The organism is Bacteroides salyersiae (assembly GCF_031172035.1).
Lineage (GTDB): Bacteria > Bacteroidota > Bacteroidia > Bacteroidales > Bacteroidaceae > Bacteroides > Bacteroides salyersiae.
In genome coordinates this window covers 1016589-1030745 of the sequence record NZ_CP133452.1, presented here as the reverse complement: position 1 = coordinate 1030745, position 14157 = coordinate 1016589, and the positions used below count along the sequence as shown (strand labels likewise).

Here is a 14157-nt window from a genome sequence, read left to right as displayed (position 1 = left end):
GGCAAATAAAATGATGGGAAATGATTAAATTTTAACTTATAAAATCAATACGTGTCACGGTTTTCAGTGACAAAACTTTTTAAGGGAGATGTAAAAGTTGAGGTACGATGTGAAAGGGTATGATAAAGAGTGCGGCCCGCATGGAATTTCCGTGCGGGCCGCCTGTTATTTAAAAATGACTTAAATCGATCAGTCCGAAGTTCGGGTCTTTTTCCGGTTGCCATGTACGTACATGGATAATCGGTTCTTTGGGATTATTGAGATCTACCATCAGGAAAAGATACCCTGTGTCGCCGTAACTGGATGAAAAGTAGTCCTGTTTGATTTGGATGCCATAGATTTCTCCTCCTACTCCGGATTTACGCACTTGATTATCAGCAAAACGGATGTTGATATACTCGTTGCCTGCGAAGATGTGTTTCAGTCTTTTCATGAATTCGCTTTTCGTCTGACGGGTATATTTGACGGCATCTTTGCTCATTGGCTGGTTTTCGTTCGCCACTTTGTGTTTCAAGACGGAACCGGTGATAATCAGAGCATCATCCGAGAAGATGCTGTTGATGTAATCGTAACGTTTCAACGCATAGGCTGTTTTGTAGCTCTCGAGGAAGTTTATCAGTACCTTACGCACGTCGTCTCCCCAAGAGGTTTGATTCATGATGTCGTCAACGGCCGCTTTGTTGAGTCCGAATGAGATCGCGTCTATTTTCCCCTCTTTAGTCAGGGTGAATACAACGTCCTCGACGAATGTGCGCCGGTTGCCGTTGAAACTGAAACTCATAGGAAGGCTGCGGCAGGTGATTTCACCATTGCATTCCAGGTATTTGAGTTCAGGCTCTTTTATTATTTTGGCATTGCCATATTTGATAAGTTGATTGAACATGGAAAAACCTTCCGGCGTGCATATGGATTGTATGTTCGTATAGTTCTTAGAGCGGATTGCCTTTTCTACTTCGTCTATGGTGTTTTGGTAAATGGTGGTGGCTTCGTCGGCGAGGTAATGCATGGCGGATTCTGTCTGTTTGGCACTATCACCGGAGACAGCTTGCAGGGGCTCTTCAGAGGCGGATTCTCCCGGTTTGGGTTCGTCACCTTCCAGTTTTAAATAGCAATTGCGCATAGGGATCGGGTTTACCGATTGCATCACTTCTGCCAGTTCATTGTCGATGTTCGATTCGCCTTCGAACATGTATTCTGTTTTGATCTGCATTCCTTTGGCATTGGCTACGGCCGGCATTTCGATGATGCCCAGTCCGTCTTTTGCCGAAAAGATGTTCGACCAATCGCGCCCGTCAAAATAAGTGTAGTCGTAATTGCGGGCGGGTTTGCCTTTGTAGAGTACTTTCAGATCGATGGTTTTCAGATCCCCGTCGATATGCACCTCGTTGATAGAGACTTCCAGATGCGAAAAGATCTCATTCATTTGTTTGGGAATCCAATTGCATAGTAATTGCTCTTTGCCTTCTTCGTCTTTCATGGTGAGGAAATTGCCGTCCGGATAACTTTGCAGCAAGATAAGAGCCCAGTAATAATAACGTAGGGCATCGGCTACCTGTGCCTTTTTCTCGGCTTTTATCGCTTCTTGGGTAAAGTCGAGCAGTTTGGTTTTGCGGCCTTCGAAAATACGTTGTATCTCGCTCACTTTGATGTAGCGCATGACAGCTGCTTCCGGTTCGTTTTGTATGACGATGCGACGGGTGTTGTTCAGGGTAGCCCGTGAATAGGTGTTGATGACCGATTTGAAGGTCTCGTCCACCGTAGCCTTGTCTCCGTCTGTCCCTCCTTCGGTGAGCTGGCTGAATTGGCTGGATACATTGGTGGAAATCTGGCTGATTAATGCAGCCAGAGCTTCATTGTCGGCTTTCTTGAGCGTGGAAGCGTTTCCTGTTCCCCAAATATATTCTTTGCTGTTCTGTATTTCTTCTACAGATTGTGCACGAAGCAGTGGGAGACTGAATGTCAGCATAACAAGAAATAGCAGTTTTCTCATATTGTTTGTTACGTTATAAGAGGTTCATTTTCTTGCAAAAGTAATAACTTTTTTATAATTATGCGATTAAAGTCTATCTCTTTTTTATTCACCTTCCGGCTTTATTTTGTCGAAAATTTGGAAAAGTTCTTCTACCGATTCTGTTCTTAGCATGGCAATGCGGGTTTCCCGGAAATTTGGAATGCCTTTGAACAAGGGTGTTGCAGCCAGATGGCGGCGTATGTGTATGATGCCCCGGCGTTCGTCCAGGCGGGCTACACTGTTGAGTACCTCTTCGCGGAGTACGTTTAGATACCATTCGAAAGTTTCGGGCGGCAGTTCGTTACCTGTTTCTAAGAAGTGTTTTACTTCGCGGAAAATCCACGGCCGGCCGATGCTGCCGCGACCGATCATGATGGCATCCACTCCGTAGCGGTCAAGGCATTCCTTTGCCCGTATGGCCGAGGTGATGTCACCGTTGCCAATGATCGGGATGTGCATGCGCGGGTTGTTTTTCACTTCGCCGATCAGCGTCCAGTCGGCTTCTCCCGTGTACATCTGTGCACGGGTACGTCCGTGGATGGCCAATGCGGCAATGCCGCAGTCTTGCAATTGTTCGGCCAGATCGACGATGATCTTATGGTCGGCATCCCAGCCCAGCCGGGTTTTTACGGTAACCGGTATTTTCACGGCATCTACTACGGCACGGGTGATTTCAAGCATTTTCGGAATATTCTGCAACATTCCGGCACCGGCGCCTTTTCCGGCTACTTTCTTTACGGGGCATCCAAAGTTGATGTCCAGTATGTCGGGACGTGCTTCTTCTACGATTCGTGCGGCTCCTACCATGGCTTCGGTGTCTTTACCGTATATCTGTATGGCAACGGGGCGTTCTTCATCGCAAATCGTGAGCTTCTGCGTGGTTTTATTGACCGAACGTATCAGTGCGTCGCTCGAAACGAACTCGGTGTATACCATATCTGCTCCAAACTTTTTACACATCAGACGGAAAGCGGGATCGGTCACATCCTCCATCGGGGCTAAGAAAATAGGGTGTTCACCCAAATCTATATGGCTTATTTTCATTTGTTGTTTACTTAATTATGCGGTTTACGATTGAAGTAACTTTCTTTATCGCTGCAAAAATACGGATTAAATTGTACCTTTGCATCATGATAAATCTATTTTCAATCGTAAATTATGAATATAAATGACTTTGAGATAATGGCTCCGGTGGGTTCCCGTGAGTCGCTTGCGGCAGCTATTCAGGCGGGAGCCGATTCCATTTATTTTGGTATTGCCAATCTGAACATGCGTGCCCGTTCGGCCAATACTTTTACGATTGACGACTTGAGGGAGATTGCCCGTACCTGTGACGAACATGGGATGAAGAGTTATCTGACGGTAAATACGATCATATATGATGACGATCTGGAGCTGATGCGCACCATTGTGGATGCGGCAAAGGAGGCCGGTATTTCTGCCGTGATTGCTGCTGATGTGGCGGTGATGAGCTATGCCCGTCGGATCGGTCAGGAGGTGCATCTTTCTACTCAGTTGAACATATCGAATGTGGAGGCGTTGCGGTTTTACGCACAATTTGCCGATGTGGTGGTGCTTGCCCGTGAATTGAATCTGGAACAGGTGGCCGATATCTACCGTCATATCCGGAAAGAGAATATTTGCGGTCCTTCGGGGGCACAGATACGCATCGAGATGTTCTGTCACGGTGCATTGTGCATGGCGGTTTCGGGCAAATGTTATCTTTCATTGCATGAGATGAACAGTTCGGCCAATCGGGGTGCTTGCATGCAGGTGTGCCGCCGTTCTTATGCGGTGCGCGATAAGGAGACCGGTGTGGAATTAGAGGTTGATAACCAGTATATTATGTCTCCTAAAGATTTGAAGACCATCCACTTCATGAATAAGATGATGGATGCCGGTGTGCGTGTATTCAAAATAGAAGGCCGTGCTCGCGGGCCGGAGTATGTACGTACGGTGGTGGAGTGCTATAAGCAGGCCATTCAAGCCAATCTGGAAGGCACGTTTACCGATGAGAAGATCGCTGAATGGGACGAACGTCTGAAAACAGTGTTCAACCGTGGCTTTTGGGACGGTTATTACTTAGGGCAACGCTTGGGTGAATGGACGAAAAATTATGGTTCGGCCGCTACGGAACGCAAAATTTATGTGGGGAAAGGAATCCGGTATTTCAATAACATCGGGGTTGCGGAGTTTTTGGTGGAAGCGGCTGAGCTGAATGTGGGTGATAAGCTGTTGGTGACCGGTCCGACTACCGGTGCGCTGTTTGCCACACTTGAGGAGGCTCGTGTAGATTTGAAGCCCGTGCAGACCGTAAAAAAAGGAGAGCGTTTCTCCATGAAGCTGGATAAAGTACGGCCGAGTGATAAGCTCTATAAACTCGTTTCAACGGAAGAATTGAAGAAATTTAAAGGAATTGAATAATAATGTGTCAATGTGCCAATATGTCAATGTGCCAATTTTCCCTGCGGCATATGTTATGACAGCGTAGCCAATTGGCACATTGGCATATTGGCACATTATTTAATTGACAAATTATTTTTTATGGATAAATATATTTATGAACTGGAGATGAAGGTGCGCGACTATGAGTGCGACCTGCAGGGCATTGTTAATAATGCCAATTATCAGCATTATTTGGAGCACACCCGTCATGAGTTTCTTTCTTCTGTCGGAGTTAGTTTTGCCGTACTTCACGAGCAGGGTGTCGATCCTGTTGTAGCCCGTATCAATATGGCTTTTAAAACTCCTTTAAAGAGTGGTGATGAGTTTGTCTCTAAACTTTATATGAAGAAGGAAGGGATCAAATATGTATTCTATCAGGATATCTTTCGTAAAAACGATCAGAAAGTAGTGGTGAAATCAACGGTTGAGACGGTCTGTGTGGTGAACGGACGTTTGAGTAACAGCACATTGTTTGATACCGTTTTTGCACCTTACCTCTGATGAGTAGTCCTGAAGAGTGTATTTGCAGCATTGCCTTGACGCAGATTCCGGGAATTGGGCATATTTGGGCCAAGAAGTTGCTGGATGGGGTTGGAAATGCTGTTGATGTGTTTCGCTATCGAAAAGAACTTCCCGATCGTTTGCCCGGTGTCAATAGCCGTGTGGTAGAGGCTTTAGATTGTCCGCAGGCTTTGTCGCGTGCTACACAGGAGTTTGAATTTGCAGAGAAGAATCATATTTCGTGCCTTGCTTTCACTGACGAGCGATATCCCTCCCGTCTCCGTGAATGTGATGATGCTCCTGTCGTACTCTTTTTTAAAGGTGCGGCCGATTTGAATTCTCTGCGTGTCATCAATATGGTAGGTACTCGTAATGCTACCGATTATGGAAAACAGCTTTGTGCTTCTTTTCTTTGTGATCTGAAGATCCTCTGTCCGGACGTACTTGTGGTAAGCGGCCTTGCTTACGGTATCGACATTCATGCCCATCGCGCTGCTTTGGCCAATGATCTTTCTACGGTCGGAGTATTGGCACACGGTCTCGACCGTATTTATCCTTCTGTCCATCGGAAGACGGCTGTTGATATGCTGCAAAAAGGCGGTCTTTTAACGGAGTTCCTTACCGGAACCAATCCTGATAAGCATAACTTTATAAGTCGTAACCGTATTGTGGCAGGTATGTCCGATGCCACAATTGTGGTGGAATCTGCTTCTAAAGGAGGCTCGCTGATTACTGCCGACATTGCCGAGAGCTATCATCGCGACTGTTTTGCTTTTCCCGGCCGTACGATGGATGCCTCTTCTATCGGCTGCAACCAGTTGATCCGGGATAATAAAGCGGCTCTTCTTCTATCGGCCGAAGATTTTGTAAAGGCTATGGGCTGGGGAGTTTCCCCTGTCTTTTCAAAAACGGAAAGTATTCAACGAAGTTTGTTTCTTGAATTGTCGGAAGAAGAACAACAGGTTGTTTCTATTCTTGACAAGCAGGGCGATCAGCAGATAAATACGTTAGTGGTAAAAGCGGATATTCCTGTGCATAAGATGAATGCCATACTTTTTGAGTTAGAAATGAAAGGGGTGATACGTGTATTGGCAGGCGGTATGTATCAACTGCTTCGGTAAAGAGCAAAAAAAAGGAGCAACGCCTTGCTCCAACCTTTGTTAACCTTAAATCTAATACTATGAAAAAAATCACATTGCAAATGTAAAGTTTTTGCCTGTTCCCACCAAATTTTATTCTTGATATTGGTTCTCTTTTAATTTCTTTCACGGTTTTTCACTGTTATCGTACACGAATGCACTCAGGATAGGTATATTCAATGTAATTTAAGCTCTTTATCCCGAAGAATCGGGAAAGGTGAATGTGCATAAGAACATCGTTTATGGAGGATAAATACAGTTTGATTTGCGAACAATAGTCCTATGGCAGGGTTGCGTACAAGTCTGTTTGAGAAATGTTGTGATTTCAGATACGTGTAAGTGCATGGAGACGGAAGGGCGGGAACGGCCCTTCACTCTGTATCACCGATGAATAGGGAGTTTGATTAAAAAAGGTGAAGCCTGTGAAGGGGGGCGAAATATATAGAATAAGCATGCTGAAAAATAAAAAACGTTTGCCGGAAAAAAGATGTTACGTCTTTTTTTGAAACTTGTACATCTTTCTCTTGAAACCTGCTACATCTTTTTTTGAAAGATGCTACGCTTTTTAAAAAAGATGCTACGCTTTTTCACGCAGAAAGTTAACGGGCTGAAGTTGTAAAGTTGCAAATATCTTCCAATCGTTTCACGAACCCTTTCAGTACCGTAAAATAGTTGCCGGAGTGTTGCTTAAGTTCATTTTCATCTTCTATATTTGTTGCATCGAGATAATCGGTAGATGCAAAACAAGAGAAATTTATTCATGAAAAAGTAATGTCTTTCGTATTGTATTGGAGGAATCTCTTTTTGGGTAGATATGGCATTTATTAAAGATAAACGCGACTGTTACGGCAATGAATTGGAGGGCAATGAATTGGAGAATGAAACAGGATGTATGTACCGGTGGAATTTAGAAACAAATAAAACAATAATATAAACTTTAAAAACAAGAAGTATGAAGACATTTATTTTTTCAGCATTGGCATTGGGAGTGATGGCTGGTTGCTCAAATACAGAGATTGAGGATGTGGTTGATAGTGGGGAACCGGTAGCGATTACACTGAATGCAGGAGTAGAAACAGCAGTAGTGGTAGGGACGAGAGCTGCTATTGGAACAGATGAGCTGTTTAAAGCTACAGTATTGGGATGGGAAGGTGATAATGTTGCTGATTATAAGGTCGCACCTACATGGACGGCAATATCCAGTGATATAAAAGCGTCTTCTGAAGTAACTAATAATATAACTTTAACGAATACTCAATATTATAAATCAGATGGAACCCATACTTTTATGAAAGCTTTTTATGTAAATGGTGAAACTCCTGTTGCTGATACTGATAGTTGGATTTATAACTTGACAAAGAAAGATGGAACATTAGACATCTTAATGGCATCTGCCATTAACGGTGATAAAAATACGCCTGCTGCTTCATTTGCTTTTAAGCGGCCGTTGACAAAATTGATATTTAAGGTGGTTGCCGGTGATGGATTAGCTGATAATGTAACACTTACCTCTATTGAGGTAAAAGATATGTGTGTACCTGAAAAAATAAATCTTGGTACTGATGAAGTTGTTTTTGGAGAAACGCTTGCTACGCCTTTGTCTATAGGTGTTACTGCAAGTACTTCAATAACTGCAACTGAAACACCGGTAGGGCATGCCATCATGGTAAAACCTATCGCAGGTACATTTGTTATTAGTGTGACAACAAGTACAAAAACTTATGATAATGTTACTGTAACTTTAAATTCTGTGGCAGAGCATTTAGACGGCGCAGGTGTTGCATACACTGTAACTTTAACATTTAAAGAACAGATTTCGGTCAGTGCTTCTGTTGCTGATTGGAGTGAAGGTACAGGTTCTGCTACTATTGGATAATTGTTTTTATAAATGTAGTATAACCATCTAATGAATTCCTCAAGAAAAGTTTTTATATCTTTTCTTGAGGAATTTTTTATATAATGCTTTGTGTGTAAAAATATTATTGTACTTTTGTGGAAAACATAAACAAATAAATAATATATCGTTATGTCCGGCCTCTCCACTTGTGGAGTCACGATGAACTGTTTGGAATGTCCCAAGGCAGTGACAAATTCTATTGTTCATGCTTCTCATCCGAGAGGGTTTCACAAGCCGGCTCAGAAGTGTGAAGAGAACATTATTATTTTTTTGCTTAAAGGTGAAGTTCTTGTCAATAGTCAGGAATATGCCGGTACTACATTGCGGGCCGGCGAATTTATTCTTCAGGCAATCGGTTCGAAGTTGGAGTTGCTTGTTATGGAAGACGCTGAATGTGTATGCTATAGCTTTAATAAACCTGAATTCTTTTGTGAGGAGCGTTATAATCATATAAAAACTCAAGTGACTCCTCCCTTGATCTTTTCTCCATTGAAAATAGTGCCGGAATTGAAACATTTTCTTGAAGGTTCTGCCAGCTATTTATCTAAAGACAAGATATGTCGCGAGCTATTGTCACTCAAGAAAAAAGAACTTGCTTTTATTCTTAGTTCCTGTTATTCCGATTATGAGTTATCCACTTTAGTACATTCATTGGCCAAGTATACCAGTAGTTTTCAATACTTTGTCCTCGGCAATCATACGAAAGTAAAAACAGTGGAAGAATTTGCCCACTTGGGTGGATATACGGTTACTACTTTTCGTCGTATATTCAATTCTGTATTTCATGAACCTGTCTATGAGTGGATGATGAAACAACGTAAAGAAGGGATCATTTACGAACTTCGCTATACGAAAGCTACCATTTCTGAGATTTGTTACAAATACGGATTTGAATCTTTACCTCATTTCTCAAATTTCTGTAAGAAAAACTTTGGAGCTTCTCCTCGCAGCATACGTTTAAGCGAATCGCAGTAAGTTTTGGGAGTATAAAAAAGGGCATCGCTTCACAGCGACACCCTGCCTAAATGGACACTCAGCAGTCTATAAAGATACACACTTGTACTTTTTGTTTATTGACTACCGGTATCCTCTCTTACATAAGGGATGATAAAATTCTATTAACGATTGGACGGAATTGTTAGCTTGTTTAAATAATTTATATTCATAATCATTTTTTTCTTTGTGTGTAACTTATTAATATAATTCCTATTACATGTGAAAACGAACAATAATATGTAATATTTAGTCGGAGTGCCGATAATATAAGAGCGTGAGACCGAAACATTACTCCTAAACGAGGCTCGACCAAAAGCCTAACTCTGGATCAATGAGTCAGCCCACACTCCCTTTATTGGTATATACGGGGAATTTATCTGTACGTATAAAAGCGTGTAGATATAACATATATATGCAATAAAGGTTGCGGGACTTTCTCTGTGCCAGAGTTCCAGAAATGAAATTGGTCGATTTCGTTTAGGCACAAATATTAGTTCGCAACAGAAGATGTACTACTGATAGTTAACGTCACCTGTGCTTGTATACGTTATGCATCTCCTTTTCCATTTGCAAATATAATGCATTAATATTATATTACAACCGATAATAATCTATTTATTTTCTTAATTCCTAAGAAAAATGGTTAACCTTGTTTTTAAGAAAACATCTTTTTCTATCATAGAGACAAGTTTATAGGTGAAATAGAACAGGAATATATGCTTATTTTCATGAAAGAAAGTGTCTTGATTTTACGATGAAAAGCTTATACGAATCCGTAGCGGCTATTCTATGGATTAGTGAATATTCAAAGTTTTTTCGGTCGGTTCTATTTGATGCGGAAGTAAAGGACTGGTCCTAAAGAAAGAACTCCTTTAAATGTATTTTGCAATCTTTTAAAATCATTTTAGAAAGTATTACCGTCAATGCGAATAGCAAGTTTTACGTGATTTCTCTCTTTATTTGCAAACTCTGAATGGTTAATCCTGAAAGACAGTATCCTATGTTGAATTTTAAATTTAGTATTATGAGACATTATTTTACAAGTAGATTGTTTCTATTTTTGTTTGTTCTATTCGGCTGCGTGATGGCAACCAACGGGCAGAGTCTGAAAACCGTTAAAAATTGGAATTTCTTATCGTGGAGTGAAACAACTTTAGCTAATCTGGGGGCAGATGCCACCAGCTGGGAAGCAGAAATTGACGCTGATACGCAAGTTCTTAAGCGTTATAAGAATTTAGAGACGGTGGATGCCAAAAATGTCCTGAAAGCTAATGGGGTAGTGATTGCAGAGACCGATGGCATTCTCTTTCCTGCACTGACCAAAGGAAATTTGAGTCTTCGTATAAATATGGGTGATGATGGTATCCAGTTAGGAAGTAAGAATCTGGAAGTGACAATCAAAGAGCTGAAAGCTGGACAGCATGTTACCATTATTCTGAAAAGTGCGAATGCGACAAGTGGACGCGGTATCAGCGCCATAACGAACATGACAGGTACGGTGGGATCTGACACTTATAAGACCGGCAATGATGGTGAGAATACTTATGAGTTAGTAGTCGCTGCGGATGGTGATGTGAAGTTCAAATACAATGAAGGTGTTATCTTGAAAAGTATTACAGTATCCGAAGAAACGGTTGCACGTAAAGTAGCTTATATTTATGATTCTTCTTATGCCGGTTATGTACTCGATGAAGACCCTGTACATGCTGCATTGATTGACGCCTATGAGGTAACGGATATCGATGTGAAATCTTTAGATGGTTCTACGGTAAATGAATTACTTGGTTATGATCTGGTATTTTCTTCTGAGGCTGTTGGTGGTAAACATGCGTATGGGTTGAAGTTGGAGACCGTTGTAAATAAAGTGCCTATGCTCAATCTGAAGTCATTCTATTATTCTTCAGACCGTTGGGCATGGGCTACGGGGCAGAATCCGGATAAAGGAACTAATACGATGATTATATTGGAAGCTTATCGTAATCATGCTATTTTCAATGGAGTGGCCATCGCAGAAGACGGTACATGTGTTATTTTTACCGAGAGCGATGCCAGCAACAATCAAGTGCAAGCTTATAAAGATCCGGGTGCAATCATTGCTGATGACATTGTTATGGCAAAAGATGGAACAGGCACTTATAATACCATTCATGAACATGGTACGACAAATAAGTATATGTTGATACCGTTTGCCAGTAATCTGATCAGGGGGATTGATGCCAATGCAATTAGATTGTTGCTGAATGCGGCCGATTATCTGATTGCCACGAAGGAAGTATATGTTGAGCCGTCGGATCCGGTAGCTGCTCCGGTTATTTCGGATGTTGTTAATGGAAACGCTAAAACAGTGACTATTACTACTGCAACAGAAGATGCCGCAATTTACTATACTTTGGACGGTACTGTTCCTACTATTGAAAGTATCCTATACACGCAACCATTTGATGTTTTGAAGCCGTGTTCGGTAACGGCTTTTGCTGTGAAAGAAGGAATGCTCGATTCAGAAGTAGTGTCGAAGGATATTGAGAACGAAAATTATATTGCACGAAACAAAACGTTGTTATGGGCCAATTTCAAGGATCAGCCGGAAGAATGGGGAGTAACCGGGGATATAATCGGTTCCGGAAAGACGGATGAAAAGACAATCGCAGGATTTATAATCGGAAGCAAGGGGCAGCGTGTTAATCTGCAGGCTACAGGTGTGTCCGAAAAGATCGGTGATACTTACGGTCCCGCTACAGAAGAAGATATGGGAGCGACAAGCTATGCAATGTCTTTCCTTACAGGCTCTGCCAGTGGCTATATAATTACTCCGTCTGTAGTAGCCGGACCTTTTGATGTTGCTATTTGGTGGTGTACGGCAAAGAGTGCATCTTACACTGAGAAATTGACTATATCTGTGAAAACTGCGGATGCAGAGGAGTGGACAGAACTTGAAACGATCTCTAATAAAAGCTATAAGAGTGTTCGTAAGCAAATTGTATCTTATGATGGAACAGAGCCTGTACAAGTTAAGATAACTTGTGCTTCCGGAAACGGCTCTAACAACAATGCGATGATATTCGATGTTAAGCTGTTGGGTGAAGGGGCAGATCCGGTAGCTACTCCGGTTATTTCGGCAGAAGCAAATGGAAATGCCAAGACAGTAACCATCACTACGGATACGAAAGATGCTATTATCTATTATACGATTAATGGAACAGATCCTACGATTGCCAGCACGCAATATACAGAACCTTTTGACATCTTGAAGCCTTGTACAGTAAAAGCATTTGCCGTGAAGAAAGATATGGCAGATTCGGATATAGCTTCGGAAGATATTGAGAATGAAAATTATATCGCACGGAATAAAACCCTGTTGTGGGCCAATTTCAAGAACCAACCGGAAGAGTGGGGAATAACCGGGGATATAATCGCTTCCGGAAAGACGGATGAGAAAACGGTTGCAGGATTTATAATCGGAAGTGAAGGCCAGCGTGTAAACCTCCAAGCTACCGGTGTTTCTGAAGAAATAGGCGGAAATTATGGTCCGGAGACAGAAGCCGATGCCGGTGCGTCGGGTTATGCTATGTCATTCTTGACAGGAACGGCCAGCGCTTATATGATTACTCCTTCTGCCGTAGCCGGACCGTTTGATATTGCTATCTGGTGGTGTGGTGCAAAATCAGCTTCCAATACGGAGAAGTTGACCGTATCGGTGAAAACGGTGGATGCTGAAGAATGGACAGAACTGGGAACACTTTCTAATGATGCTTATAAGAATATCCGTAAACAAGTGATTTCTTATGAAGGAACAGAACCGGTATTGGTTAAGTTTGCTTCTGCTTCGGAAAACGGAAAGAACAATAATGCGATGATATTCGATATTAAATTATTAGGTGAAGGTGAAGATCCGGTACTGCCGGTGGCTACTCCGGTCATTACGACAGAAGATACTGCCGATGGGAAAATGGTCACGATTGCTTGTGAAACAGAAGATGCGGCTGTCTACTACACTTTGGATGGCACTGAACCTACAGTAGAAAGTAGTCTTTATGCAGAACCGTTTGAGACGAAATCATCTTGCACAGTGAAAGCTATCGCAGTGAAAGAGGGTTTCCCCGATTCGGAAATTGCCGAACTGGATATTACTATCGCTACTTCCATTATTTCTGAAACAGTTTCTAAAGTTATCTTATCCCGCTCTTATTTCACTGTTGGTGGAGTGAAGCTTGAAGCTCCGGTAAAAGGATTGAATATCGTAAGAACGGTGTTTGAAGACGGAGTGATCGAGATGTCCAAGGTAATAGTGGAATAGTTCACAATTTCTCTTATTCAATAGGTATATATAAAAATCCCTGCCGGATGACCCGGCAGGGATTTTCTGTTATTAATCAAATGCTAAGTTATACGCTTAGTCTTTCAGTTTTGCGAGGATGAAATCGCGGTTCAAACGAGCGATGTTGCTGATAGAAATGTTCTTCGGACATTCAGCTTCACATGCACGGGTATTTGTACAGTTACCGAATCCGAGTTCGTCCATCTTAGACAACATGGCTTTTGCGCGGCGGGCAGCTTCTACCTTTCCTTGCGGAAGCAGGTTCAACTGGCTGACCTTTGCCGAAACGAACAACATAGCCGAACCGTTCTTACATGCAGCTACACAAGCACCGCAACCGATACATGCAGCAGCATCCATAGCTTCGTCAGCAATGTCTTTGGAAATCAAGATAGCGTTAGCGTCTTGTGGAGCGCCGGTATTTACGCTTACATAACCACCTGCCTGCATGATTTTGTCATAAGCAGAACGGTCTACCATAAGGTCGCGGATTACCGGGAAGCCGGCGGAACGCCAAGGTTCTACAGTGATTGTATCGCCATCTTTGAAACGGCGCATATACATCTGGCAGGTAGTGGCGCCTGTTGCAGGACCATGTGGATGTCCGTTGATGTACAAAGAGCACATACCACAGATACCTTCGCGGCAGTCATGGTCGAATACGATCGGTTCACCGCCATCGTTAATGATTTGTTCATTCAGGATATCCAGCATTTCGAGGAACGAAGTATCGCCCGGGATATCTTTCATTTGATATGTTTCAAAAGCACCTTTTGCTTTCGGGCTTTTCTGACGCCATACCTTCAGTGTGAAACTTATATTTTTATCCATTTTTGTTTTCCTTTAATTGATT

The 14157-nt window shown here is 42.4% G+C and carries 9 protein-coding genes; 6 read left to right on the top strand and 3 right to left on the bottom strand.

Annotation, left to right across the window (positions count from 1 at the left end):
• Positions 1–169: 169 nt before the first annotated feature.
• Together RB604_RS03815 and dusB are read right to left on the bottom strand one after the other, a co-directional pair.
• Positions 170–1990, bottom strand: a complete 1821-nt coding sequence (locus RB604_RS03815; RefSeq protein WP_007479626.1) for an LPP20 family lipoprotein — start codon at positions 1988–1990, stop codon at positions 170–172.
• A gap of 84 nt (positions 1991–2074) precedes the next feature.
• The gene (gene dusB, locus RB604_RS03810) at positions 2075–3055 is read right to left on the bottom strand and encodes a tRNA dihydrouridine synthase DusB (RefSeq protein WP_007479627.1); all 981 of its coding nucleotides are present in this window, start codon (positions 3053–3055) and stop codon (positions 2075–2077) included.
• 114 nt (positions 3056–3169) lie between these two features.
• Here dusB and RB604_RS03805 point away from each other — a divergent pair, with 114 nt between their 5' ends.
• The 6 genes from RB604_RS03805 (at position 3170) to RB604_RS03780 (ending at position 13283) form a co-directional block, all read left to right on the top strand.
• Positions 3170–4435, top strand: coding sequence for a peptidase U32 family protein (locus tag RB604_RS03805; protein WP_055293875.1), 1266 nt, complete (start codon positions 3170–3172; stop codon positions 4433–4435).
• Positions 4436–4555: 120 nt separating this feature from the next.
• On the top strand, positions 4556–4957 hold the full coding sequence (locus RB604_RS03800) for an acyl-CoA thioesterase (RefSeq protein ID WP_007479630.1): 402 nt from the start codon (positions 4556–4558) through the stop codon (positions 4955–4957).
• Complete coding sequence (dprA, locus tag RB604_RS03795; RefSeq protein ID WP_055293873.1) at positions 4957–6078, top strand: DNA-processing protein DprA; 1122 nt, start codon at positions 4957–4959, stop codon at positions 6076–6078. Before RB604_RS03800 ends, dprA begins: the two co-directional genes overlap by 1 nt.
• A 970-nt stretch (positions 6079–7048) precedes the next feature.
• A complete protein-coding gene (locus tag RB604_RS03790; RefSeq protein ID WP_005928241.1) occupies positions 7049–7972 on the top strand; it encodes a fimbrillin family protein in 924 nt (307 codons plus the stop codon).
• 150 nt (positions 7973–8122) lie between these two features.
• The gene (locus tag RB604_RS03785; protein ID WP_055293871.1) at positions 8123–8968 is read left to right on the top strand and encodes a helix-turn-helix domain-containing protein; all 846 of its coding nucleotides are present in this window, start codon (positions 8123–8125) and stop codon (positions 8966–8968) included.
• Between the two features lie 1045 nt (positions 8969–10013).
• On the top strand, positions 10014–13283 hold the full coding sequence (locus tag RB604_RS03780) for a chitobiase/beta-hexosaminidase C-terminal domain-containing protein (RefSeq protein WP_229103593.1): 3270 nt from the start codon (positions 10014–10016) through the stop codon (positions 13281–13283).
• 96 nt (positions 13284–13379) lie between these two features.
• Here the strand turns inward: RB604_RS03780 and RB604_RS03775 are convergent, their stop codons facing one another.
• On the bottom strand, positions 13380–14135 hold the full coding sequence (locus RB604_RS03775; protein ID WP_002558385.1) for a succinate dehydrogenase/fumarate reductase iron-sulfur subunit: 756 nt from the start codon (positions 14133–14135) through the stop codon (positions 13380–13382).
• Positions 14136–14157: the final 22 nt, after the last annotated feature.